Genomic DNA, 24,810 nt, shown 5'->3' with positions numbered 1-24,810 from the left:
CACTTCACATCATTAACCGTAATACTAATTTAAGTTGTAAATAAAATGAGAATCAATTTTATATTTAAAATCATCATCCTACTTTTGATTTCAGTTTCGGCATCTGTTTTTGCGAAACCATCATCGGCAACCAATGACTCGTATCCAAGAACCTTTGCTAATGCCGATGGTTCTGAAACGGTTATTCCTACTAAGCCAACCCGAATCCTTTCTACATCAGTAACGGTAAGCGGTACTTTGCTTGCTATTGATGCTCCTTTGATTGCGAGTGCTTCCAGCTACGAAGGGTGGTTTTTTAGACAGTGGGGGAGTTTGGCGAAGGAACGTCAAGTCGAAAATGTATGGCCAGCGGGGAGCGTCGATTTGGAGGCTGCGTACATTTACGAGCCCGACTTAATTGTAGTGGCATGGCGTGGTGCTGATTCCGCACGAGATCAAATTGCGGAGTTTCAACAAATCGCCCCGACCATTGTGGTGGACTATAGCACTCAATCTTGGCAGGACTTAGCCGTCAAACTTGGTGCTGCAACAGGTCTGGAGAAACAAGCGAATCAACGTATCAATGAGTTCGAGCAATTTGTCGAAGAGAGTAGGACTAAAATAAAGATCCCAGAAGGGGAAACGAACATTGTTGCCTATTTTGGTGCTGGAGCGACCAATGCAATCGCACTGGAAACAGGTGTTCATGCTAAGTTGCTTTCCGATCTTGGGTTCAAAATGGAAGTACAGAATCACCAATGGCACGACAATAGTGTCCCACTTTCCGACTTCTTGCGAGTGCATTTTGAACTGCTTACACAGCTTAAGGCACAAACTACTTTCTTGTTAGAGGCAAATGAAAAAAGCGCTAAATTATTTATGCAAGACCCCATTCTCGTCAATCTTCCTTCTGTGAAAAAGAACCAAGTTTTTGGACTGGGCATGAGTTCCTTCAGAGTCGATATGTACAGCGCAACGGATATTGTGAATAGAATTGTTGAACGGTTCGGCAACCAGCCTGATGAAGGCTAATGGGTAAAGGTTCTCTGGAATGACGATCATGATTCATAGCAGGTCTGCAGAGCTTTCTAGAGACGCCAAAAGACGTATCTGGATTCTCATTGGACTTGGGCTGTTGTTGGTTGTGTCTTGCTGCAGTATTTTTATAGGTACACACACTATCTCACCTAGCGTGACCGTGGATGCCATATTAGCGTTTGATCACAGCAACAGTGACCATCTTTTGGTTCAGCACTTGCGAATTCCAAGAACACTTCTCGCTATCGTTGTGGGCGGAGGACTAGGTGTTTCTGGGGTTATCATGCAAGCGTTAACCCGCAACCCATTGGCGGATCCTGGGGTGTTAGGAGTGAACGCAGGTGCAACAGTTGCAGTCGTGTCGGCCATCGCGTTTCTTGGTGCCTACGAAGTGGTCTACATTATGTGGTTTGGCTTGTTGGGTGCAGCTATTGCAGGCGCGAGTATGTTTGTTCTCGCAGGTATTAGAAAGGGAGTTAATCCCGTCAGAGTTGTACTTGCCGGTGCAGCGCTGTCCGTCGTTTTACTCTCGCTCACTCACATGATCACAGTCAATAGCCATGAGATGGTGTTTGAACAGTTTCGTCACTGGTCAGTTGGTTCATTTCAGGGGCGTGGCTATGATGTGGTGATTCCTACCTCAATGCTCATTGCATTTGGATTACTTATCGCGTTCTCATTAAGTAAAGCCTTGGATACCGTCTCGCTAGGAGAAGACATTGGGCATGCCCTTGGCGTTAACCCTATCAAAATATGGTGCCTTGCTTCCATCGCGATTGTGAGTTTGGCTGGTGCTGCCACCGCAGCAGCAGGACCGATCAGCTTTGTTGGTCTTACCGCCCCTCATATCGCACGAATGCTGTGTGGTCCCGATCATAAATGGTTAATGCCATTTTCATTGCTTATCGCGTCGATTCTGACCTTGCTGGCCGATGTGTTAGGACGAGTTATTGGGCATCCAAGCGAAATCAGTGTTGGAATCATGATTGCGTTGATTGGCGGTCCGTTCTTTGTTTTTCTTGTTAAGCGTTGGAAAATTTCTCAACTATGATTCTTCCAAATTCTCTTTCTCGTCAGCCAAGTCATGACTGTGTTTGGCGCATTGGTGATTACTCTGTTTCTTATCAGCCGCGGTATATCGTGGTCGCTTCAGTGCTTCTGTTCATCATTTTTACACTTTCTGCTTATTCGATGACGTTGGGTAAATTTAATATCTCCATGATCCAAGTTGTCGACGCAATAGTGGGAGTGGGAGAAGGTGGTGTCAAAGAGCGAGTGATACTCAATATAAGATTACCGAAAGTACTAACCGCCGTTTTTGTAGGGGCGGCGTTGGGAATATCTGGGGCTGTTTTCCAGTCGGTTTCTAGAAATACCCTTGGTTCACCAGATGTCATAGGCTTTACTACTGGTGCTGCGACAGGCGCAATTGCGCAGATTGTTTTGTTTGAACAAGGGGCGCTAGAAGTCGCGTTAGCGGCAATCGCCGGTGGTATTCTGACGGCGATCATTGTGTATCTCTTGGCGGTAAAAGCAGGGGTAGTTGGAGGCTATCGCTTAATACTGACTGGTATTGGCATTGGGTCTATTTTAAGTGCGTTGAATGGTTTGATGCTTGTAAAGGGGAGCCTCGACAGCTCAATGACGGCTAACCTATGGCTTGCGGGCTCTTTGCATGCAAGGACATGGACACATGTATATCCTGTAATCCTCGGTGTGTGCTTGCTGTTGCCTGCCATGATGATTCTGAAGCGTTCATTGTCCATGGTTGAGATGGGGGATGATATCGCCACTCAGCTAGGTATTCGAGTTGAACGTGTGCGGCTTTCGATGATTTTCTTTGCTGTGATCTTAGCGGCGCTTGCAACGGGAGCAGCTGGTCCTATTGCGTTTATTGCTCTTGCCGCCCCTCAACTAGTCTGTAGGCTAAGACAGTCACAAGCATTGTCACTATTCTCCTCTGCGCTTATGGGGGCATTACTTGTGTTGGCAGCGGATATATTGATCCAGTGGCTGCCATTTCAAGCCAGTGTACCCATAGGTCGAATGACGGGCATTGTAGGTGGTATCTACTTGATTTGGTTACTAACTCGGTCTCGTCAGTTTTAGATTCTCGGTGCTAACAACAATATTGTATTTAATACAAATGAGAATGCTTTACATTAAGCTTTATTGGGAATAAAGTACCCCACAGACTTATATATACCCAAGTGACCACAAGAATTTAAAGCCTCATCGAGCAGTATTTTTGCCTGTAGCTATGTGGCTTTGGCTCCCATAAAGGACAACTCTGAGCTGACTCAGAGTAGGAGAAAGGAACATGACAAGTAACAAGCACCACTTGCAGGAAAAGAGTGGGCATGGCAACGCAGTAACGGAATTTGAAGAACGAGTTTGGATGCACCATCAACAGAATGAAGATGGAACAAGTCAATACTCTGCGGCTTATCATCTCATCGGAAAAACCAATATAGGTAGGTTGGTTTCTTCATTAAGTAAACTCCCCCAGTTTGTGCCGTCCCTTAATGTTTGCTACCAATTCGATGAAGATGCTGGACTACTGAAATCGGAAGGAAATGCTGCTTCTCAAAGCATCAATATTGAAGCAGTGGATTCCGTTCAAGATGCGATTTCTCATCTTCAAAGTAAACAATCCACCCCAATAGTTCTGGAAACTCAGTCACCAATCCAATTCACCGTGTATATCTGTGAAGAAAGTGAGGTTGTACTGGGCGTAATTTCACACCAAATACTGAACGGAGAAGTGTCTTGGAAAGAAATTTTCGAGGTACTGAGTTCCTTATACAATCATGGTCTCTCTGTAATTGACTCGGCTATTCAAACCTCTAACCTTATTGGCTTTACGCCATTATCAAAATTGCGAGATCTCTCAGAATCCCGCTTGCCGTGGATCAAGCGATCCACACAAGATATTGAATTGGTTCAAACTGGAGTCAGTGAGGATATTTCGTCTTACTTGCAAGCGCCAGTAGCACGAAAATTTGCAGCGTCGATTCAAAGAAATAGCTACGAAAAACGATTCGGAAGAACGATGAGTGAGGTAGAAATCCTTGCTGCAACAGCGGTTCTTTTTGCTCGCTATGTTTCAGAATCTAATGGGTTAGAGAGCTTGGATGTGTTTGTCCCAGCGGACATTAGCCAAAAAGATCGCGAGATCAACGGGTCCATGATTGAATCGGGTCTAACACACTTGACGTTAGGCGACGTCAATGTCGATCTTGGTCAAGCGATTACGGAAGTCGTGGCACACCTAAATTCTGAACGTCCTTCCGCTGCTTACTATGACACATTTTCTGAATCTGCAGCCCTGGTGACGTGGCTTGTTGACCCAGCAGACTACATTTCGATGCAAGATGTCGAAGCGAAAAAGCTGCCTGTTGCTCCGCTGCACCCGAAATTTGAAGTATCTCTGGGCGTTGGTATTGATAAACAAGGTGAACTTGGGTTTGAACTCGTCACAGGTTCATCCGTTTCTCCTCACATCGGTGCGTACTTGTTCGAGCAATTTATCGCATACATTGATGGTGAAAGAGTGGCTAAGCCCGTTGTAGAGGCGCAGAGTATACTTTTAAAAGACGCGCTGAAGCCAGTTATCAAGCAAACTCGTTCCATTTCTGATGTGATTCTAGCCGAGTTCCGAGAGGCTCTAGCTTCCGATAACATGACCAAAGACGATGACTTCTTTGACTTTGGCGGGCACTCGCTGATTGCGACCAGAGTGATTGGTCGCCTGCTAACGAATCATGGAATAGAAGTTCATATTAACGATTTGTTCAGTCACCCAACGGCTACCGAGTTAGCAAGGCACGCTAAGAGCGACGATAGTATTGAATCGGCAACGGAAGCTGAAACAATGAAAACCTCCTATGTCGAACTCATTTTGGCAGAATTCCGAGAAGCGTTGGCTTCGGACACAATGACGGCAACAGATGATTTCTTTGATTTTGGTGGGCATTCACTGATTGCAACCAGAGTGATAGGAAAATTGCTGACAAACCATGGAATAGAAGTCCATATTAACGATTTGTTCAGCAACCCGACCGCGGAAGAGTTAGCAAAACTTGCCAAGGGTGACGATGAGATTGATTCGATAGAGACAACTGTAGTACAAGCTGACACGAAGAAAATATCCAATGTAGAGCTCATTTTGGCGGAATTTAAAGAAGCGTTGGCTTCTGATTCAATGACAGCGACAGATGATTTCTTCGATTGTGGTGGGCACTCGTTGATCGCAACTCGAGTCATTGGTCGCTTACTGACAAATTATAATCTAGAGGTCAATATTAATGACCTGTTTAGCTACCCAACAGCGCAATCATTGGCTGAACATGCAGTGTCTCGTTCATCAGTGCAGGAGGAAGATCAAGGCGCTAGTTCTCAGGTAGGTTCGTCCAGCGCACCACTGTCGCTTGCTCAAAATTCATTATGGAAAGCGATCACCAAGTACTCCAAATTCGGCTTAGACAATATTTTCAATTTACCATTCGCACTACGTTTCTTAGACGAAGTTGATGAGGTGGTATTTGGAGAAGCATATCGAGATATTCTTGTTCGCCACACGGGGTTAAGGACTCAGTTTTTTAATAACAATGGCAACCCCATTCAGACGGTGGTTGATGCTAAAGACATCGACAATTACAAGTGGTTCTGGACGTCAGATGAATGTGAGAGTGAAGACAGAGACGAATTTCTAAAACAAGAGGCAAGTTATGCCTTCGATTTAGAAAATGAACTACCTCTCAGAATGCGCTTCATTCGCTGCAAAGAGTCGGGTTTGCAATTTCTATCCATCTTATTCCACCACATTGTTCTAGACGAATGGTCGGTAAACTTGATGATGGATGAGCTAGTACACGCCTACAAACAGCGTTTGCAGGGTAAGTCTCCAGTTTGGAGAAGCGAACCGCTGCCATTCCATGAGTTTGCTCGTCAACAGAGAAGTTCGGATGTCAACCAGAAGCATTTGGACTACTGGCTGGACAATCTGAAAGATGTGCCTTGGGCGACGCCTATTTTCCCAGAGGATCATCCTTTGAGTAATACAGCTGAAACGTCTGTTGGAGAAGGCGGGTGGGTTGAAATTCAAATTGAAAAAGAGGTAAGGGAAGGGCTGTATGCACTTGCTAAATCTCAACGTGCGTCTTTATTTAACGTTGTCTATGCGTCAATTGCGACGTCGTTGCACTTTTTAGGTGCCCCAGAAAAACTCATTGTAGGTACGCCATCAGCTGGGCGACTGGATGCAGAGTACTTTGATACCATTGGATATTTCACCACTATTGTGGTGCATTTGGTTAAGTTTGCTGGCGTTAAGACAGTCGCGGAACTAATAGCCCAAGTGAAAAATAATATCAATGAGTCCATGTCCTATACAGACATTCCTATCGACCTTATCGAAGAGGGGCTTGTTGAAGGTGAACCAGATGTTGATGGCCACATGTTCGAAGTGTTCATTCAGCTTCATGCTAAAAACAAGTTTAATGGTGCTCTTGAGCTGCCAAATGGCGATCGACTGGATTTCCAGCAAGTTGATCCGGATAAAAGTGAATCCGGTTTAGGTCTGCAATTTGAAGTGATGGAAGAAGTGGTTAACGGCGAACAAGTTCTGCGTGTAATGATGAGTTACATGTCAAATAACTACAGTTCAGCTCAGGTTGAACTTTTGTCCGACACGGTAAGCGCTCTGTTTGCTGAATTTGCGAAATCCGCAAAAGGTGACCAATCGCTTGAAGCCATCAAAGGACGAGTTATCGAATCAGAGACGGTGTAACGCTCGTCGTACATTAGCAATGACAAAGTAACAAATCGTTGCGTTTGAGCAGCATTGAGGGGAATATACTCTCAATGCTGCTTTGTTGTTTATATATCGTTAAATCAGGAAGTTATGATCCAAACCACTGCATCTCCATTAAATACGTTGTCTCGGCTAAAAGGCGAGAACCTCAAACTCGCCTATGAAAATCGAGTTATTTGCGAAGATCTGGAACTCTGTATTCCAGATGGAAAATTTACCGTGATTGTTGGACCTAATGGATGCGGCAAATCGACATTGCTTAGAAGCTTATGCCGATTGCTCAAACCTTCAGAAGGGCAAGTTTGCCTAGATGGAAAAAACATACAGAAAGTACCGGCAAAAGAGTTGGCTAGAGAATTAGGCTTGCTGCCTCAAAGCTCACAAGCGCCAGATGGTATTCGAGTGGTGGATTTGGTGGCACGTGGTCGATACCCACACCAAAAGTTATTCAAGCAGTGGAGCCCTGGCGATCAAGAAGCCGTCTATCAAGCCATGGAGGATACAGGTGTAACCGAATTGGCAGAAAGGCAAGTGGATGAGCTTTCAGGTGGTCAGAAACAACGTGTTTGGATTGCCATGGTCTTGGCACAGAAAACGCCCATCGTGTTACTCGATGAACCAACCACATTCTTAGACGTGGCGCACCAGATCGACCTTTTAGAGTTATTCAGAAGCCTCAACAGAGATAAAAACCACACGATTGTTGCTGTTCTGCATGACTTGAACCAAGCCTGCCGATATGCGGATCATTTGATTGCGTTTACTGGTGGAGAAATCGTTGCACAGGGTGAACCCAAATCCTTGATTGATGCTGCGTTAGTAAAACAAGTTTTTGGTTTAGATAGCGTTATTATTGATGACCCCGTAAGTCATACCCCGCTGATTGTACCCCTTGGGAAGTAACGTGTTATGTCTTTTCTATCTGAGCTAGAAGTTCACACACTCGGTCCACAAAAGATCTGGCAACGTCGGTTTGATGTAAAAGCGTACAATGATCTTGTTCCTCAAGCACTGAACATTGTGTTGCCCAAAGAAATGGCGCGCGCCGTACCAAAACGTAAAGCTGAGTTTGTGGCCGGAAGAACCGTAGCGAGAGAAGCACTTCAAAGTGTGGGCTGCAATTGTGCCGAGTTACCCATTGGGGAACATCGAGCTCCCATTTGGCCAAAAGGCTGGATAGGAAGTATTTCGCATACAGATGACATGGCGTTAGCGACGGTAGGTTTAACGAGTGAAGTGAGTATGCTGGGGTTGGATGTGGAAAACCTGATTGAAGAGACTCAAGTGGATTCACTTATGCCAATGTTTGTTAGCCCCATAGAACTTGATCTGTTGCCCGCGACAAAGTTGTCACGTCAGGCATTTGCAACATTGGTATTCTCGGCAAAAGAGAGCGTTTTTAAAGCCATTTACCCTTATGTGAAGACTTACCTAGAGTTTACCGATTCTATACTTATCAGTATTGATATGGTCAGAAGGGAAGCACACTTTAAGTTGTGCGCACAAGGCGAAGCCGAATTTGGGCAAGCATTAGAATTGTGTGTGTATTTCCATTTTGAAGGCAGTAAAGTTTATACCCTCGTATGTGATCATAGAAAACATCGATTGATTCGATAGAAACTACCGAATTTATACCTATCCCTTACAGCGTTATTCTGTTGATGTCCCTATTCTGCAATTCATTTGCAATCAACAGACTCAAGAAGGTACTTAGGTATGACGGCACAGAAACACATATCTGGTCATCGAGCGCTAATAGTTGAAGGCGGCGCGATGCGCGGCATATTTGCGAGTGGCGTTTTGGATGCTTTTCTTATCGATAATTTTCAACCGTATGATTTTGCTATTGGCGTTTCTGCCGGTGCATCCAACCTCATTGGGTACCTTTCTAAATACCCAAAGCGCAGCCAAAGAGTGATTGTTGAATTGGCGACGCAGAAGCGATTTTTCAATCCGACTCGATTTGTTCGAGGAGGCGATTTGGTGGATGTTAAGTGGCTGTGGGAGCAGGCGAACTCACTATACCCCATCAACGAAGAAACGTTATTTTCCGCCATTCCAATGTTCGCTGCCGTCACCAATGCCATTACGGGTAATGCTGATTATTACAGAGTGAAACCCAGTAATATCGCGCATGTTATGGAAGCAACTTCTGCTCTGCCGATTGCCTATCGAACAACGCCGTGCTTTTCTGGAGGATGTTATACCGATGGTGGTGTTGCGGATTCTATCCCTGTTAGAGAAGCGTATAGGCGTGGAGCGCTTGATATTACGGTAATTTTGTCACATCCCTTGTCTTATACCATGCCAGAAATGAAATTCCCTCGATTAATGGATCAACTGCTGAAACGCTATCCCAATATGGCTGAAGCGATGAAGCAACGCGCTCAAAACTATAATGAGTCGCTAGATTTTATTCGAAACCCTCCTAAAGGTTGTGCTGTTAGGGTCATCGCACCTGATGAGCAATTCAAAGTGGGGCGATTTACGATGAAGCAAAGCGCATTGATGTCTGGGTATGAGAAAGGTATCGCTGCTGGAAGAACCCATATGGAAAGGCGAGCAGGTACGTATGGGTTAACGGAAGAAGACTGCCATTTCTGCGTTTAAGACTGAGTATATACCCAAGCATCTTGAGGTCACTAGGGTCTGTTGACCTTTCGAGATGATTTTTGCAGCAATTTGTGGATGATTTATACAAGGCAGAGCTTATTAGGTGTAGTCGCTCTACATCAATGAGCGATAACGCAGTAGAAATAAGCCACAAATGCTGCCCAAAGGGTTCGACTAGGCGTCCCCGCTCTATGCCTTTTACTCTTTGTTACAAGGTATTTGCTTAGAATAACTAGGCGTCACACCTTGCGCCGCGATTAAAAGGCATAGAATTCGAACAAAATTTAACCGCGAAAGATCAACAGACCCTAGGGTATACATAGAAAAAAGCGGCATTTGCCGCTTTTGTTTAGATTCCAGTTCAGATTAATTTTTGTGGCTTGGGTTGATTCGAGCCATATGAAGAACATTGACAAATTCACCGTCCCGAAACGCTCCATCGACCGCTTCCCCCTCCACTTTGAAACCAAACTTTCGATACAAAGCCAACGCAGCCTCGTTATCGCAGTTTACATCCAACTCTATTCGTCTCAGGTTCAGCCATTTGTCGGCCAGATGAATAACGGTTTCAAGCAATTTGCTGCCAACCCCCATGCCATGATAGTCATCATGAATACCTAGCCCGAGTCGACCCACATGTTTTAATCGAGGTCGCTGCATGTGCTCAAAGCCAATATTGCCAACGACTTTTCCATCAACTTCCGCCACATACGTGTATACGTGTTCCGGAATATTACTAATTCGGTTATGCCACATTTGGGGTGAAGGTAAAGGGAGCTGTAGGGTTTCTCTGTGCGCTTTCGGCTGTGTGTAAATCTCGCACAATGCGTCTACGTCTTTTAACTCAGTTGGTCGGATAATAATGTCCATACTGCTCTCCTTTTACGTTTGTCAGTTCATTTTTTAGTGTTTTGTTTTATGAGTGAACTTTCAAAATAACGAAAAAAGTTAAGTAAAATCAACGGTTAATTTTATTATTAATTGAAGCAACTACAATGCCATGATCGCTGCTCATCGAATCTTCGTCATAATTTGGCTGGACAAGATGCTTATCGAGAGTTTTATGCTGGATTGAACAAGAAGAAAACTCCTGAGATAGCAGAATATAATCAAGAATATTTCCTTGTTCACCATAATAATGTGAAGGCTTTCTGGAGACCATTGGAGAAGTTTGCTGCCAACTATCGAAAAGGTAGAGTTTTTTACGTTCAATCTGTGTCTGTTTTGTTAATGGGGGCTCGACCAAACATTGTATCGATGGGCTGCTCAGGTTCTGGTTCATGTCGCCCATTAAAATCACGGGACGGTCAAAGCGAGACTTCATCTGCCTTAACTGATGGCGCAAAGCCATGGCTTCTTCGTTTCGCTGTTGGCTGGATTTTAATGAACCAATGAACTCATCCGAATAGCGTGAGTAGTGATTTTTGGGGTTTTCTACGTCCATTGGGCGCTGAGATTTCAAATGAACGACAACCACATCGATCGTTCCAAGTATGGGTGTTTTAATCACAGCGTGAAGTGGCATTCGAGAATAGTTGAATGTTGAGGGCAAACCCAAGGCATGTCGTGTTTGCTTATCTATCATTAAGCCTTTGCTCTGTAAGATAGGGTGCTTTGAAGCCAGCCCAGTCACTGGCTTGAAATGTACATAATCACTTTCAACATGAGGTTGTTCCACTGTCGTGAAGTGCATCAGACCGGATGAGTGACAGATTTTTTCCAGTGGTTGTGAGCTGAAAATTTCTTGAAAGCCAACAAGGTCAGCTTGGATGGAAAGAAGTTGGTTAGCGGTCCAAATACACTTTTTCTTCCACTCTGAGTCGGTGTAAATGTTATCGAATTCGTAAAACGCGTTAGGCGGTTCGATGAAGTTGAATAAATTAAATGTAGCGACTTTGAACGCATGATTCATGAGCAGTTAAAGGACCTATTTTTAAAAGTGACATGACTTATAACCTAAGGTTAAACTAAATCTAACAATTAGGAATAGCACAACCTAACCACATCTAATCTAGGCTGTATATGGAACATTCTAAACCGCTCAACGGAAAACCTACTTCATGGAAAACGCCTCATAACTTTCTGATACTCATCTCTATAGTGGTGCCTATTGCTTTCTCGAGCTGGCAGGCACTGCTGAACAATTTTGTAATAGAAAAGGCAAACTTCGATGGCTCCGATATTGGATTGTTACAAAGCGTGCGTGAAATTCCTGGCTTTCTTGCGTTTACCGCTGTCTTTGTTTTGCTGTTCCTCCGTGAGCAACGTTTCATTATTTTATCTTTGATCATGTTAGCGGTGGGTACTGCTATTACTGGCTTTTTTCCATCGGTAGCGGGTTTACTTTGTACTACGTTGTTAATGTCAATTGGCTTCCATTATTTTGAAACGTTAAAACAATCCTTATCGCTTCAATGGTTAACAAAAGACGAAGCGCCTGAGTTTCTTGGCAAACTCATTTCCATTGGTTCTTTGGCTGCTCTGTGTGCCTATGGCGGCTTGTGGGTGGTGCTAGAGCTGATTGAATTGGATTTTAAGTGGGTATATTTACTTGCTGGTGGCTCCGCCCTCGCGATTGTTATCTTTATTGCAATGTCATTTCCTGAATTCGAATCTCGTACCCCACAGAATAAATCTCTGGTGCTTCGAAAGCGTTACTGGCTCTATTATGCCTTAACCTTCATGAGCGGGGCTCGCCGGCAGATATTCGTAGTTTTTGCCGGTTTTCTTATGGTCGAAAAATTTGGCTATAGTGCGGCAGACATTACGCTGTTGTTTTTGGTTAACTATCTATTCAATTGGCTGTTTGCAAAGAAAATTGGCCGGTTAATCGGTCGATTTGGCGAGCGTAATGCGTTGTTGTTTGAATATGCTGGGTTAATTTGTGTTTTCGTCGGGTACGCTTTTGTTGATTCAGCGGAGTGGGCGGCAGCGCTTTACGTTGTTGATCATTTGTTCTTCGCGTTTGCTTTAGCCATTAAGACTTATTTTCAAAAAATTGCCGATCCCGCAGATATGGCTTCGACGGCGGGTGTAGCGTTCACAATCAATCATATTGCTGCCGTTGTGATTCCGGTAACATTCGGCTTTTTGTGGTTGATTTCCCCTGGTAGCGTTTTCTTAGTGGGTGCCGGTATGGCATTGATTTCTGGTATTCTTTCTTTCAATGTACCAGCCGCTCCGGAAGAGGGTAATGAAGTACGCTGGGGGCAAAGCTTTTCTTGAGTTCTTTGTTGATTACTGGATTTTGACGTAGACAACCAGCCTTAAGTAAGGCTGGTTTTTTTGTTTTAGAGCACAAAAATCCAAGTACAGATATATACCTGAAATCATTGGCTATACTTATAAATATATTTCGAGTTCTAATGAATATTTTTGCAGTTGGACTGAGTTCAGTTTAAAAACTATGCATATTTTAAGGTTATTTTCACGAAGATTCATTGTAAATGGTGAATTAACCCGTTTTTTTTGCTTAGTACTCTAAATATTGTTATTTTACGCATCTAGTTAAGAGAGGAAGGAAACTCAATGAAATTTAAAATGACCGCGCTAGCGTTATTGTCTTTAAGTGCTGCATCTACAGCTTACGCTGAAGAGTGTGGGGATGTCGCTATTGCCGATATGAATTGGAACTCTGCGAGTCTTATCGCCAATATCGACCGCTTCATTCTGGAGCATGGTTACGGTTGTGATGCTGAACTTGTACCTGGTGACACAATGCCAACAGGCACATCCATGATAGAGAAAGGTCAGCCGGATGTCGCGCCAGAACTGTGGAGTAACAGCCTAAAAACGGCTCTTGATAAAGGGGTAGAAGAAGGGCGTTTGCGTTATGCCGGTAAAGCACTCGTGGACGGTGGTGAAGAAGGGTTTTGGGTTCCATCTTACCTAGTGAAGAAATACCCAGAATTGGCAACAATCGAAGGTGTGAAAAAGCACGCGAAATTGTTTGAACACCCAGAAGATCCAGACAGCTCGGCATTTTACACTTGTCCAGCCGGTTGGAACTGCCAAATTTCATCAGGTCACTTGTTTAACGCTTTAGGATTAGATAAAGCGAAATTCAGCATTGTTGACCCAGGTTCAGGTGCTGGTCTTTCTGGTTCGATTGCAAAAGCATATGAGCGTGAAGAAGGTTGGTTTGGTTATTACTGGGCACCAACCGCTATTCTGGGCAAATACGATATGGTGAAAGTAGACTTTGGAAGCGGTGTCGATAAGGATGAATTCGTAAATTGCACAACGTCTGAAGAGTGTGCAGATCCTAAAGTCACCATGTATCCGCCTTCTCCTGTTCACACAGTAACAACGGAAGAGTTTGCTTCACGTGCCCCAGCAGCTTATGAATATTTCACTAAGCGTGGTTTCACAAATGCAGATATGAACAGTTTACTGGCTTGGATGGAAGATAACCAAGCTGACAGTGAAGAAGCTATGACGCACTTCTTAGAAGAGTACCCGCAAATATGGCATAGCTGGGTATCTAAAGAAGTTGTCGCTAAAGTTGAAAAAGCGCTTTAAGCAAATCTTTCTATAAGTGTTATTTGGATTAGCCTATGACGTCGACAGCCTCTAATAAGGCAATGTTGGTTTCAGCAGATAATCTGATTTTGCTTAAGCAATATAGGCCTGTTTGACAATGCGGGCCGTACAAGATGTACATCGGGGCAGTCTAGGAGCGTCTAGCTGCCCCGTATGGTAAAGGAAATATTATGTCTGACAGTAGCTGGTTAACCAGTTTCCCAGAAATGGATCGCGCTGACCTCAGAACGATTCGCAAAACATTAGATGGGGCTTACAAAGAGTTTTCCCGTGAATACGGTGACTTGATTGAAGCAATTTTTGACCCTCTTCTCTCTTTTTTAATCTGGTTTGAAAAACTCCTCATCTCGACCCCATGGTTTGTTGTACTCGCAGTGTGTACAGGGCTGGTCTATCTTGCGAGTCGTTCTTGGAAGCTAACGATAGGGTGTGCTGTTTCACTCTTGCTTATTGGGTATTTCGGCATGTGGGAAAACACCATGCGGACACTCAGTATTATCACCGTCTGTACGGCGCTCGCGATCATAATCGGTATACCGATAGGTATCGCCATGGCACGCTCTAATAAGGTGCAATCGGTCGTCACACCACTTCTTGATGTTATGCAGACAATGCCTGCATTCGTTTATCTCATTCCTGTCGTTATGCTTTTGGGTATCGGTAAAATCCCAGGGCTTATCGCTGTAATTATTTACGCGATACCACCCGTTATTAGGCTAACCAATCTCGGTATCCGTCTTGTAGATAGCGAAGTGTTGGAAGCGGCTACAGCCTTCGGTGCGAACCGCTCTCAGCGTTTATGGGGAGTTCAGCTTCCGCTGGCAATGCCAACGATTATGGCCGGTATTAACCAAACGATCATGATGGCACTTTCAATGGTCGTTATCGCTTCTATGATTGGTGTTAAAGGGTTGGGGCAACCTGTTCTTAAATCGATTACCAACCAGTACTTTACGTTAGGGCTTTTGAATGGCTTTGCCATTGTTGCTTTAGCCATTTTGTTTGACCGATCTTCACAAGCTTATGCAAAACGTACGCAAGCACACCTAGGAGGGCTTAAGCATGACTAAGCCACTCATCGAAATCAGCGATTTGTCGAAAGTTTTTGGCTCTAACCCAATGTCTGTGGTTAAGCGAGTTGAAAATGGTGATTCAAAAGATGACATCTTAGCGGAAACCGGTCACACCGTTGGTTTAAGAGACATCAACCTTAAGATCAACAAAGGCGAGATATTCGTCATAATGGGGTTATCTGGGTCGGGTAAATCCACACTTATTCGTCACTTCAACCGATTGATTGACCCTACTCAAGGGAAGATCATGGTAGAAGGCATCGACGTGATGAGCTTAGATACCAAAGAATTAGAAGACTTCCGTAGGCATAAAATGTCGATGGTTTTCCAGCGATTTGGTTTACTGCCTCACAGAACCGTTGTTGATAACGTCGCTTACGGTTTGGAAGTACAGAAAGCTGATAAAGCACAACGTATTGCTAAAGCCACTGAATGGCTAGAAACCGTTGGCCTAAAAGGGTACGAAAAGCAGTATCCTGCCCAGCTTTCAGGTGGTCAGCAGCAACGTGTTGGCTTGGCTCGTGCATTGTGCACGGATGCGGAAATCTTGCTGATGGATGAAGCTTTCTCTGCGCTTGATCCGTTGATTCGTAGTGAAATGCAAGATCAGCTGATTGAATTGCAAGAAAAGCTGCATAAAACCATCATCTTCATAACGCATGACTTGGATGAAGCACTTCGCCTTGGCGATCGTATCGCGATTCTAAAAGATGGCGTGCTGGTACAAGAAGGTGCACCAGAGGAAATTCTTCTGCAACCAGCAGATGAATACGTTGAAGCCTTTGTAAAAGACGTTAACCGTGCTCGTGCGTTAACCGTAGAAACTGTGATGCAGCCGCCGGCTTATCGTGTTTCTGCCAAAACGATTGAAGAAGCACTCATCCAAATGAAGCAGCTTAAGAATGATTATGCTTATCACGTAACGGATGAAGGTTATCAAGGTTTGCTAACCCAAGAAGGGTTAAAAGACGCTGCCGCTATGACGGATAGAACCGACATTTGCGAAGAGATTTACGAATCTGTGCCTTCTATATCTCCAGATGCCATTATTGAAGAAGTGCTTCCTGAAACAATGTGTTGTGACTACTCACTGCCAGTTGTCGATGATGAAGGTAATCTTAAGGGAGAATTAGAGCGAAGCGCTGTGGCCGATATTTTTTCAGAGGCATCTGAAGAAAATGTGATTCAAGAGCGCAAGTTAGCCGCGAACCTCTAATTGTTCGTTTCGATACATTTATGATGTATCAATGTTTTTAGATAGAGCCGACGCACGTGTGTCGGCTTTTTTTCGCTTCTCAAAAATGCAAAAAAAATTCTTCGACGAACGTAATTATTCCAAATCCCGGTCTATATTTGTATTGATAAGTTTATTATGGAAAGCTTATATAGACGAGGGCGAGGATGTATTCAAATATTTACAAAACAGCCTTAAACACCCTTCCTGATGGTGTCTTGATCACTGACAGTACGCGAGCTGTCATTTATTCGAATGCCCGATTTGCACAAATGTGGGGTATTCCGGACCAAATCATCCAAACTAAAGATGACGATAAAATGCTGGATTTTGTCATTGGTCAACTTGAAGATCCCAATGCATTTATTTCTGAAGTTAACCGGCTTTACGACTCACTTGAAGATTCGCAGGACTTCCTAAAGTTCAAAAATGGCAAAACGTTTATGCGTCGCAGCCAACCCTATGAAGATGACAATATGGGGCAAGGAAGAATTTGGGTGTTTTCCGATGTCAGTAAACTTTTGGAGTTAGATCAAATCGCGTATGTAGATTCCTTAACGGGGCTGCATAATCGGAGGATGTTGGATGAAATGAGCCAAAGCTTGTTTGATCGCTTTGTACAGTCGAAGAAGTCCTCTTGTATTGTTTTGTTTGATTTAGATGGATTTAAAGAAATTAACGATAATTTTGGGCACCAAACGGGTGATAAGCTTTTGTGGCTTTTAGCCAAAGCGATAGACGAAACATTGCGTTCAAAAGACATCGCTTTTCGCCATGGTGGGGATGAATTTTGCCTTGTGCTTAAAGCAACTGGTGTCACAAGTGTAGAAGGCGTGATGCAAAGACTTTACAAAGCGTTTGAAAAGTTGCAGAAAGAAACGCTAAACCTCCCAAATCCAATCAGCTTTTCAGGTGGATGCGTTTGTTTTGACGCTAAAGATAATTCCCCAAGAGACGCACTAGCGCGCGCCGACGTTTTGCTTTACCAAGCAAAAAAACAAGGCAAAGGTAAAATCATTTATGGGGACTGTGTTCGCTGCATACCTAACGGATTTTAAGATGCTCTAAATCCGGTATTTTTACGCCGCTTAGATATATTTTATGATTTTCTTAGAATAATGGTGAAATCTTCTTCCATGTAATCGTCAATCACTTGTACCTCATCGGTCAATTGGCGACACATTGAAATAACATCGTTCATATTGTGTGCTTTGAGTAGTCGATCTTCTCGAAAGTACTCGCTATTTAACAGGTTGAATCCAAACGCTTCGTTGCTCGAACTGTATCCCGCATGTATGGCTTTTTGAAGATAATTTTTGTCGCTGCTTTGGTAGTTGAGCGAACCTGAAGCAATCGATATATCGTGCTTTGGCAGCTTCATTTGGGCAAAATTACCATGCTGGAAGTGCATAGTGTTACTTGCTTCTAGTTTAGCTTGTTTAATAAAACTCTTGTGAAAGTCGACGCCGGTATAGTGCTTCAAGCGTTGTTTTACGTTTAGAAAGTGGGCAAGGTCACCATAACCACATCCCAAGTCCAGAACAGACTTGTTTTGAAAGTCTAATTCGCGTTCAAACACGGTAAACCGCGTAAATTGCGACTGTTCGCTACTCCATCCCAAAATCCTTGCAGGATCATGATGCCATTGCTTTTCACGATCAGAGTGATAAAAATAAACATTTAAGCGTTCAAGAAAATTCACGTTTGTCCGGTCTAGTATTGTAAGTGAATTGTTTACCCCCGTTGCAAACAGGGTGGCAGTGCTCAGCCTATCTACGCGAGCCAACGGAGTTAGTGTAGGTTAGGGGTATCCTAGCACTCCGATATTCTTAGGGTATAGCTGTTTTTAACCTGTACGGCAACAAGGAAATTTAAGGAAACGAATCTTCAAATGATTGAAATAGAACCTCTTACACCACACATTGGCGCGAGAATTCATGGTTTAACACTGTCTCAATGCAGTGATGCTGAATTTGAAGCTTTATATCAAGCATTCTTGCAGCATCAAGTTGTCTTTCTAGAAAACCAAACGTTATCACCAGAGCAGCATTTAAATTTGGCAGCACGCTTTGGAGAGCTAGAGCCTGTTCATCCATTTTTTCCAAACGTTGCAAGCCACCCCCAAGTGAGCGTGATAGAAACAACAAAAGGCAATGCACCTTTCGAGAGCCTTTGGCATACCGACCTTACCTGGAGAAAACGTCCATCTAAGTGCTCTTTGCTGCATGCCCAGCACCTTCCACAATGCGGTGGTGATACCATTTGGTGTTCCATGAGTGCTGTATATGAATCATTGAGCTTGGATCTAAGGCAAAAGTTGAAATCGCTGACAGCGACGCATTCCTTGGTAGCTTTTGAAGATATTGATCCTGATCTTGTTGAGTTGGATTGGCATAAAGATGTGGTGAAAACCTCTGAAGAGAATCCACCTGTCACTCACCCAGTTGTCGCAACCCACCCTGAAACGGGTAAAGAGACTCTCTATATTAATGAGCAGTTTACGCGCTCTATAAATGAACTCGACCGCAGTGAAAGCCAAACGCTCCTAAATGAATTGTTTTTAGTCGCAAGACAACCTGAGTTTCAGGTGCGATTTAAATGGAGCAATAACGCAATGGCGATTTGGGACAACCGAATTACTCAGCATTATGCTGTGATTGATTATGGTGATACGCCGAGAAAGCTACACCGAGTGACGGTGACTTAACCTCATTGAGTGCTTTGCAATCAAATAAACCAATATAAATACAATTGACAACCTAAAGTATGGATAATTGAACTGGGTTTAATATAACATTTGGCTCCCTTATCAATTGCTAGCTGATTCATGATTGATTTATCCATACTTCCGGTGTATTTAACAGCGGTTCTCGCCTTACTTTTGATCCCTGGTCCTGACATGTTGCTGATAGCGACCTCAAGTATGAGCTATGGACGAAAAGTTGGGCTTTTTGCCAGTTTAGGAAATGCGACTTCTGGCTTGATTCTAACGCTTTTAGCGGCAATGGGGGTATCGGCTCTTATTGCGATGAACCCGTTGGCACTATCGGCGCTTAACCTAATTGGCGGAATTTATCTGCTTAAGATGGGTTGGGACTGCGTAAAGTCGAATGTGTCCGAGACACCAGAGTTGGGTGGTCGTAGTAAAATGGCGACTACCTTTTACCAACGCGCTCTCCTCAGTAACTTGTTAAACCCGAAAGCTTTGATGTTTTTTGTACTGTTTTTGCCTCAGTTTGTATCGGGAAAAATAGAAGCCAGTTCTGGTGAGCAAATGATGGCACTCGGATTTCTTCTTAATGTACTTGGGCTCTCTTTTAACCTTGTTCTGGTCGGGTTGGCTGGTACGCTCGGAAAGTCTTTAGTTGCTAGTAGGAAATTCAGACTCTATCAACATAAAGTCATGGGCGGTGTTTTTGTCTTGCTTGGCATATGGATGCTTGGTCAGCTTCTTTGATATGACTTAAGCATAGGGTTAGCCTGAGAAAATAGAGTGAATTAAAATAAAAAATGCCGATGAATTCATCGGCAAAGGCAAGATATAACACGTTACAACTTACAGCTAAGGCTGCCCAATTTTTGAGGGGACGAAAAAGGGCAGCAACAGGAAAAATGCTTATCTAATATCTTCTACAGCGATGTGGTCCATATCGGTGAACGTTTGATTTTCTCCAACCATTCCCCAAATGAATGTATAAGCCTGTGTGCCGACGCCAGAGTGGATTGACCAACTCGGTGAAATTACCGCTTGCTCATTGTGAACCAGCATGTGGCGTGTTTCTTGTGGTTCACCCATAAAGTGGAAAACAGCCGCGTCTTTGTCCATGTTGAAGTAGAAGTACACTTCCATACGACGGTCGTGAGTGTGGCACGGCATCGTATTCCACAAACTGTTCTCTTCAAGTTTTGTTAAACCCATGAGTAGCTGACACGTTGGCAGAACATCCGGCACAATGTACTTGTAAATGGTACGTTTGTTACTGGTTGCAGCGTCACCTAGCGTTACTGGAGCCGCTTCTTCTAGCGTTACTTTTTTGTTTGGGTAATGCGTGTGTGCTGGTGCGCAGTTGTAGTAAAACTTGGCTGGGTTCGCAGCATCTGTGCTAGAAAAGGTGACTTCTTTTGCGCCTTGGCCAATGTACAACGCTTCTTGGTGGTTAATAGTGTAGCTTTCACCATCAACAACAATCACGCCATCACCACCTACGTTGATTAAGCCCAACTCTCTACGCTGAAGAAAGTAGTCCACACCGATTTGCTCACCTAAAGCCGGATCGAGTACCACCTCTTGACCGACAGGTTGAACGCCGCCGAAAATAATTCTGTCGATGTGGCTGTAGGTCATCGTCAATTGATCCGCCACGAAGATGTTTTCAACTAAAAACTCGTCACGCAACTGCTGTGTTCCTAGTGTTTTCGCGTGTTCACTGTGAATAGCTTGACGTACTTCCATTCTCTACTTCTCTCTTGTTTCGATTGAAAGGAAGGCAATACCTCCCTAGAAGAACGCCACCTTATCACTGACTAATCTGTGAATGAATTTTTGAAACGCTATTTTATAATCGCCGTCACATAATTTAACTTGTTTGGTAAAAATAAATGAAACAGCTTTTTAAAAATGTTGTTGGTATGGTTTTTCTTCGTATAATGAGCGAAAAGCAGCCTAAGCTCTGAATGGAAAATCCCCACAAAGAAAAAAGGCATTGTATGAATCTTTTTGGGCAAGTTCTGCCAGAATGAAAATGAAGTAGCGAGAGCGAAAATGAACAGTTTGGCTTGGTTAATTCAAAAGTGCTGCCCGTTCTTAAAATGGGGAGAGGGCGTTACACTCACTTCACTTAAAGCGGATTTTTGGGCTGGCTTAACGGGAGCCATCATCGTACTCCCACAAGGTGTCGCTTATGCCATGATTGCAGGGCTTCCTCCAGAATATGGCCTTTATACCGCGATTATCCCTGCCATCATTGCTGCGCTGTTTGGATCTTCTCATCACCTTATCTCAGGTCCGACGGCGGCGCTTTCTGTCATTGTATTCACCACCATTAGTCAGTTTGCTGCACCTGGTAGTGCGCTATATATCCAGTTGGCTATCACGCTCACGCTGTGTGCTGGCATTCTTCAGCTGGCGTTTGGGTTACTTCGTTTTGGGGCGGTGGTCAATTTTGTCTCACATTCGGTTGTACTAGGCTTTACCGCCGGTGCGGCTGTGGTCATCAGCGCCAGCCAAATCAAGCATCTACTTGGGCTGAATTACACGTCTGGCACTACTGCGATTGAAAATCTCACGCTTGGCATTCAGCACGCTCCTGATTTTCATTTAGCGTCTTTGCTCATTGGTATTGTTACCATTTTAACGTGCATGGTTTTGAAGGAGCTGTGGTCCAAGCTCCCGCATATGCTTATCGCAATACTCGTCTCCATGGGGCTGGCGTATAGCATGAACAATGCGGGGTTCGAAATTCAGCTGGTGAGTGAGGTGTCATCTGGGCTACCAGTATTTTCTGTCCCAAATTTAAGTAATGTACCCTTCGAATCTATGCTGAGCGGCATTGTGGCAGTTGCCTTGCTGGGGTTGGTAGAAGCCATATCCATTGCTCGTTCGGTCGCACTGAAATCCAAACAACGTATAGACAGCAACCAAGAATTCATCGGGCAAGGGTTATCTAATATTGCAGGATCATTTTTCTCCTGTTACGTGTCGTCGGGTTCGTTTACTAGAAGTGGGGTTAACTTCAGTAGCGGAGCCAAAACACCACTTGCCGCCGTATTTGCTGGTCTCTTCCTAGCAGTCATTATGGTCTTTTTTGCTCAATACGCCGCTAATATTCCTATTGCAGGTATGGCAGGCATTCTATTGGTTGTAGCATTCAACCTCATTGATGTTCCCCACATAGCCGACATCATCCGTCACGACAAAAAAGAAGCGATTGTTCTGCTGCTTACTTGTATTGCTGCGATGACAATGCATTTGGAATTATCCATTTACGTAGGTGTTGGAGCATCGTTGTTCTTCTATCTACGCCGAACATCGCGCCCCGTTGTCGACTATTTGGATAACGACGATCTTGCCATGGACAGAGACATGTCTGGTTTGGTGCAAGTTGTTCGTATTAATGGGTCCATATTCTTTGGTAGCGTTCAGCACCTTCATAGCGAATTGCAAAGTATTACCGCACCTAACGTCATCATTTTAGGGCGAGGAATCAATTTTATTGATCACCTAGGCGTTAGGATGCTCGCGGAATTTTCCCAATCATCGGGGAAACAAGTCTTCTTTTGTCGTTTCAAAAATGCACCGCGTGAGCACCTCCTTAAAGGGGATAAGGTGTTCAACGAACGGCAGTTTTATCCAAGTTTGACTCGATTAACCTCTGAATTCTCATCAATTATTGACCCGTCTCATCGAAAGAAGCAGGTTCACATTTAAATGGAAGCAGTAATGAGCGATATGTTCTCCGAATTTGATGCTACCGAGCATCCGCACCGACGTTTTAACCCGTTAACGCAAGAGTGGGTGTTGGTTTCTCCTCATCGCGCTAAGCGCCCATGGCAAGGCCAGCAAGAGGAACAAACTAAGGAAGCGTTGCCGAGTTATGAGGCAGAGTGCTTTCTTTGCCCAACCAACGTTCGCATAAGTGGTGACAAGAACCCAGATTACACAGGAACGTTTGTATTTCAGAACGATTTCGCGGCGTTAACACAAGCCGTCCCTTTCGCCGATACGACAAGCGATCCGCTATTTAAATTGCAAAGCGCAACGGGAGAGAGCCGAGTCATTTGTTTCTCGCCAGACCACAGTAAAACGCTGCCAGAGCTTCCAGTAACAGCGATTGAGAAAATCATTGATACGTGGAACGAACAACTTGAAGAGCTAGGCAAAACCTACGCTTGGGTACAAGTTTTTGAGAACAAAGGTGCCACGATGGGGTGCTCTCAGCCGCATCCGCATGGTCAAGTTTGGGCGAACAGTTTCATTCCAACTCATGTAGCGAAAAAGGATAAGTCACAGCGCGAGTATTTCACTCAATATGGATCCGTGATGCTTCACGATTATGTTCAGCGCGAACTGATTTCAAAGGAACGCATTGTCGTTGAAACCGAACACTGGGTGGGGCTAGTCCCTTATTGGGCTGCGTGGCCATTTGAAACTATGCTACTGCCAAAGACCATAACTCACCGTCTTACGGCTATTTCTCAAGAACAAAAAGAAGATTTGGCGATAGCGATAAAAGCGCTGACTAGCCGATACGACAACTTGTTCCAGTGTTCGTTTCCCTATTCGATGGGGTGGCACGGCGCACCTGAACAATCTGAAAACCCTGAGCACTGGCAAGTTCATGCGCTGTTTTATCCCCCGTTACTGCGAAGTGCATCGGTAAGAAAATTCATGGTTGGGTACGAAATGATGGGCGAAAGCCAACGCGATTTAACGCCAGAACAAGCGGCGGAAAAACTTAGAGCGGTGAGCGCAACACATTACTTAGCTTGAGTAGAGACTACTTGGCGTGGAACCTAAGAACTCTAATTTATTTGATAGAGAAACATTAAAAATTTAATCACATATCCGTTATTTATATTTTTTTGCTTAAAAACTCGAATGAAACGATGTTTCAATATGAATTCTTCCAAATTCATTTGTTTTTATGAATGTATGAGAATCGGATAACTATAAAAATAGGAAGAAGAACATGGTGTTAGATACCTTTAACCTGAAAGGAAAAGTTGCCCTAGTCACTGGCTGTAATACAGGTTTAGGACAAGGTATGGCAGTTGCACTGGCTCAAGCAGGCTGCGATATAGTTGGCGTTAATTACTCCGATCCAGAAGACACGCCTGCGCTTGTTGAAGCGACAGGTCAGAACTTTTATTCAATCATTGCCGATCTTAGCAACAGCGACGTGATTGCTCAGGTGGTCGATAAAGCCATCAGTATGGCAGGTCGTATTGATGTTCTGGTGAACAATGCGGGCATCATTCGTCGTGCAGATGCGCTTGAGTTCTCAGAGAAAGACTGGGATGACGTAATGAACCTCAACATCAAGAGTGTTTTCTTTATGTCTCAGGCGGTTGCCAAGCAATTCATTGCTCAGGGAGAGGGGGGCAAAATCATCAATATCGCGTCTATGCTTTCTTTCCAAGGCGGTATTCGCGTGCCATCTTACACGGCTTCGAAAAGTGCGGTAATGGGGGTGACCAAGCTTCTAGCGAATGAATGGGCATCACAAGGCATCAATGTTAACGCGATTGCACCGGGCTATATGGCAACCAACAATACGGCGGCATTGCGTGCGGATCAGGAAAGAAACCAAGAAATACTAGACAGAATTCCAGCCCAGCGTTGGGGTCTACCAAAAGACTTGGCAGGACCTGCTGTCTTTCTCGCATCGCCAGCATCTGACTATGTAAACGGGTACACGATTGCTGTGGATGGTGGCTGGTTAGCGCGATAACTAAGAAAGTAGCCAGAGCTCTTATTTTTAAAAGCGCTTTCTAGCCGAGCTCATGCTCAAAAGAAC

General features: G+C 44.2%; 21 protein-coding genes. 17 read left to right on the top strand and 4 right to left on the bottom strand.

Translation table 11 applies throughout. The annotated features are described in order from the left end of the window. Positions 1–45 precede the first annotated feature (45 nt). The 7 genes from fepB to CW749_RS00475 all read left to right on the top strand — a co-directional run bounded on the left by fepB (position 46) and on the right by CW749_RS00475 (position 9,442). Positions 46–1,011: a Fe2+-enterobactin ABC transporter substrate-binding protein gene (gene fepB, locus CW749_RS00505; RefSeq protein ID WP_101109923.1), complete on the top strand. Its 966-nt coding sequence runs from the start codon at positions 46–48 to the stop codon at positions 1,009–1,011. A gap of 19 nt (positions 1,012–1,030) precedes the next feature. Continuing rightward, on the top strand, positions 1,031–2,068 hold the full coding sequence (locus tag CW749_RS00500; RefSeq protein ID WP_101109922.1) for an iron ABC transporter permease: 1,038 nt from the start codon (positions 1,031–1,033) through the stop codon (positions 2,066–2,068). Beyond that, the gene (locus CW749_RS00495) at positions 2,065–3,126 is read left to right on the top strand and encodes an iron chelate uptake ABC transporter family permease subunit (protein ID WP_101109921.1); all 1,062 of its coding nucleotides are present in this window, start codon (positions 2,065–2,067) and stop codon (positions 3,124–3,126) included. Before CW749_RS00500 ends, CW749_RS00495 begins: the two co-directional genes overlap by 4 nt. 211 nt (positions 3,127–3,337) lie before the next feature. Next, on the top strand, positions 3,338–6,808 hold the full coding sequence (locus CW749_RS00490) for a condensation domain-containing protein (RefSeq protein ID WP_101109920.1): 3,471 nt from the start codon (positions 3,338–3,340) through the stop codon (positions 6,806–6,808). A gap of 114 nt (positions 6,809–6,922) precedes the next feature. Beyond that, entirely contained in the window at positions 6,923–7,735 is an 813-nt protein-coding gene (locus tag CW749_RS00485) for an ABC transporter ATP-binding protein (RefSeq protein WP_101109919.1), read from the top strand. A 6-nt stretch (positions 7,736–7,741) separates the two neighbouring features. After that, positions 7,742–8,449, top strand: a complete 708-nt coding sequence (locus tag CW749_RS00480; protein ID WP_101109918.1) for a 4'-phosphopantetheinyl transferase superfamily protein — start codon at positions 7,742–7,744, stop codon at positions 8,447–8,449. A 99-nt stretch (positions 8,450–8,548) separates the two neighbouring features. Further along, the gene (locus CW749_RS00475; protein WP_101109917.1) at positions 8,549–9,442 is read left to right on the top strand and encodes a patatin family protein; all 894 of its coding nucleotides are present in this window, start codon (positions 8,549–8,551) and stop codon (positions 9,440–9,442) included. A gap of 369 nt (positions 9,443–9,811) precedes the next feature. On the opposite strand, the gene CW749_RS00470 is transcribed toward CW749_RS00475, so the two are convergent. Continuing rightward, a complete protein-coding gene (locus tag CW749_RS00470) occupies positions 9,812–10,315 on the bottom strand; it encodes a GNAT family N-acetyltransferase (protein ID WP_101109916.1) in 504 nt (167 codons plus the stop codon). Between the two features lie 88 nt (positions 10,316–10,403). Next, the gene (locus CW749_RS00465) at positions 10,404–11,357 is read right to left on the bottom strand and encodes an endonuclease/exonuclease/phosphatase family protein (protein WP_101109915.1); all 954 of its coding nucleotides are present in this window, start codon (positions 11,355–11,357) and stop codon (positions 10,404–10,406) included. A gap of 110 nt (positions 11,358–11,467) precedes the next feature. Between CW749_RS00465 and CW749_RS00460 the strand changes: the two genes are divergently transcribed. The 5 genes from CW749_RS00460 (at position 11,468) to CW749_RS00440 (ending at position 17,352) form a co-directional block, all read left to right on the top strand. Continuing rightward, entirely contained in the window at positions 11,468–12,670 is a 1,203-nt protein-coding gene (locus CW749_RS00460) for an MFS transporter (RefSeq protein WP_101109914.1), read from the top strand. Positions 12,671–12,973: 303 nt separating this feature from the next. Further along, on the top strand, positions 12,974–13,966 hold the full coding sequence (locus CW749_RS00455; RefSeq protein WP_101109913.1) for an ABC transporter substrate-binding protein: 993 nt from the start codon (positions 12,974–12,976) through the stop codon (positions 13,964–13,966). A 191-nt stretch (positions 13,967–14,157) separates the two neighbouring features. After that, positions 14,158–15,057, top strand: coding sequence for a proline/glycine betaine ABC transporter permease (locus CW749_RS00450; protein ID WP_101109912.1), 900 nt, complete (start codon positions 14,158–14,160; stop codon positions 15,055–15,057). Then, the gene (locus CW749_RS00445; protein ID WP_101109911.1) at positions 15,050–16,276 is read left to right on the top strand and encodes a glycine betaine/L-proline ABC transporter ATP-binding protein; all 1,227 of its coding nucleotides are present in this window, start codon (positions 15,050–15,052) and stop codon (positions 16,274–16,276) included. The genes CW749_RS00450 and CW749_RS00445 overlap by 8 nt, the downstream gene beginning before the upstream one ends. A gap of 185 nt (positions 16,277–16,461) precedes the next feature. Next, positions 16,462–17,352: a diguanylate cyclase gene (locus CW749_RS00440; RefSeq protein WP_101109910.1), complete on the top strand. Its 891-nt coding sequence runs from the start codon at positions 16,462–16,464 to the stop codon at positions 17,350–17,352. A 41-nt stretch (positions 17,353–17,393) separates the two neighbouring features. Here CW749_RS00440 and CW749_RS00435 read toward each other — a convergent pair whose 3' ends face one another. Further along, entirely contained in the window at positions 17,394–17,996 is a 603-nt protein-coding gene (locus CW749_RS00435) for a class I SAM-dependent methyltransferase (RefSeq protein WP_101109909.1), read from the bottom strand. 189 nt (positions 17,997–18,185) lie between these two features. Here CW749_RS00435 and CW749_RS00430 point away from each other — a divergent pair, with 189 nt between their 5' ends. Together CW749_RS00430 and CW749_RS00425 are read left to right on the top strand one after the other, a co-directional pair. Beyond that, complete coding sequence (locus CW749_RS00430; protein WP_101109908.1) at positions 18,186–19,001, top strand: TauD/TfdA family dioxygenase; 816 nt, start codon at positions 18,186–18,188, stop codon at positions 18,999–19,001. A gap of 120 nt (positions 19,002–19,121) precedes the next feature. After that, on the top strand, positions 19,122–19,751 hold the full coding sequence (locus tag CW749_RS00425; RefSeq protein ID WP_101109907.1) for a LysE family translocator: 630 nt from the start codon (positions 19,122–19,124) through the stop codon (positions 19,749–19,751). Between the two features lie 159 nt (positions 19,752–19,910). Here the strand turns inward: CW749_RS00425 and kduI are convergent, their stop codons facing one another. Next, complete coding sequence (gene kduI / locus CW749_RS00420; protein ID WP_101109906.1) at positions 19,911–20,747, bottom strand: 5-dehydro-4-deoxy-D-glucuronate isomerase; 837 nt, start codon at positions 20,745–20,747, stop codon at positions 19,911–19,913. A 309-nt stretch (positions 20,748–21,056) separates the two neighbouring features. On the opposite strand from kduI, the gene CW749_RS00415 reads away from it, so the two are divergent. The 3 genes from CW749_RS00415 (at position 21,057) to kduD (ending at position 24,744) form a co-directional block, all read left to right on the top strand. Next, on the top strand, positions 21,057–22,721 hold the full coding sequence (locus tag CW749_RS00415; protein ID WP_101109905.1) for a SulP family inorganic anion transporter: 1,665 nt from the start codon (positions 21,057–21,059) through the stop codon (positions 22,719–22,721). 12 nt (positions 22,722–22,733) lie between these two features. Then, complete coding sequence (galT, locus tag CW749_RS00410) at positions 22,734–23,783, top strand: galactose-1-phosphate uridylyltransferase (RefSeq protein ID WP_101110573.1); 1,050 nt, start codon at positions 22,734–22,736, stop codon at positions 23,781–23,783. 199 nt (positions 23,784–23,982) lie between these two features. Then, positions 23,983–24,744 (top strand): 2-dehydro-3-deoxy-D-gluconate 5-dehydrogenase KduD, encoded by a 762-nt coding sequence (gene kduD, locus CW749_RS00405; RefSeq protein WP_101109904.1) that lies wholly within the window; start codon positions 23,983–23,985, stop codon positions 24,742–24,744. Positions 24,745–24,810 lie beyond the last annotated feature (66 nt).

This window comes from Vibrio sp. vnigr-6D03 (assembly GCF_002835515.1).
In the GTDB taxonomy this organism is placed as follows: Bacteria; Pseudomonadota; Gammaproteobacteria; order Enterobacterales; family Vibrionaceae; genus Vibrio; species Vibrio penaeicida.
This window is presented reverse-complemented; position numbering and strand designations above follow the sequence as displayed.

Coding starts and splice junctions, on each gene's coding strand:
- fepB (WP_101109923.1), top strand. CDS start 46: ATGAGAATCAATTTTATATTTAAAATCATCATCCTACTTTTGATTTCA.
- CW749_RS00500 (WP_101109922.1), top strand. CDS start 1,031: ATGACGATCATGATTCATAGCAGGTCTGCAGAGCTTTCTAGAGACGCC.
- CW749_RS00495 (WP_101109921.1), top strand. CDS start 2,065: ATGATTCTTCCAAATTCTCTTTCTCGTCAGCCAAGTCATGACTGTGTT.
- CW749_RS00490 (WP_101109920.1), top strand. CDS start 3,338: ATGACAAGTAACAAGCACCACTTGCAGGAAAAGAGTGGGCATGGCAAC.
- CW749_RS00485 (WP_101109919.1), top strand. CDS start 6,923: ATGATCCAAACCACTGCATCTCCATTAAATACGTTGTCTCGGCTAAAA.
- CW749_RS00480 (WP_101109918.1), top strand. CDS start 7,742: ATGTCTTTTCTATCTGAGCTAGAAGTTCACACACTCGGTCCACAAAAG.
- CW749_RS00475 (WP_101109917.1), top strand. CDS start 8,549: ATGACGGCACAGAAACACATATCTGGTCATCGAGCGCTAATAGTTGAA.
- CW749_RS00470 (WP_101109916.1), bottom strand. CDS start 10,315: ATGGACATTATTATCCGACCAACTGAGTTAAAAGACGTAGACGCATTG.
- CW749_RS00465 (WP_101109915.1), bottom strand. CDS start 11,357: ATGAATCATGCGTTCAAAGTCGCTACATTTAATTTATTCAACTTCATC.
- CW749_RS00460 (WP_101109914.1), top strand. CDS start 11,468: ATGGAACATTCTAAACCGCTCAACGGAAAACCTACTTCATGGAAAACG.
- CW749_RS00455 (WP_101109913.1), top strand. CDS start 12,974: ATGAAATTTAAAATGACCGCGCTAGCGTTATTGTCTTTAAGTGCTGCA.
- CW749_RS00450 (WP_101109912.1), top strand. CDS start 14,158: ATGTCTGACAGTAGCTGGTTAACCAGTTTCCCAGAAATGGATCGCGCT.
- CW749_RS00445 (WP_101109911.1), top strand. CDS start 15,050: ATGACTAAGCCACTCATCGAAATCAGCGATTTGTCGAAAGTTTTTGGC.
- CW749_RS00440 (WP_101109910.1), top strand. CDS start 16,462: ATGTATTCAAATATTTACAAAACAGCCTTAAACACCCTTCCTGATGGT.
- CW749_RS00430 (WP_101109908.1), top strand. CDS start 18,186: ATGATTGAAATAGAACCTCTTACACCACACATTGGCGCGAGAATTCAT.
- CW749_RS00425 (WP_101109907.1), top strand. CDS start 19,122: ATGATTGATTTATCCATACTTCCGGTGTATTTAACAGCGGTTCTCGCC.
- kduI (WP_101109906.1), bottom strand. CDS start 20,747: ATGGAAGTACGTCAAGCTATTCACAGTGAACACGCGAAAACACTAGGA.
- CW749_RS00415 (WP_101109905.1), top strand. CDS start 21,057: ATGAACAGTTTGGCTTGGTTAATTCAAAAGTGCTGCCCGTTCTTAAAA.
- galT (WP_101110573.1), top strand. CDS start 22,734: ATGAGCGATATGTTCTCCGAATTTGATGCTACCGAGCATCCGCACCGA.
- kduD (WP_101109904.1), top strand. CDS start 23,983: ATGGTGTTAGATACCTTTAACCTGAAAGGAAAAGTTGCCCTAGTCACT.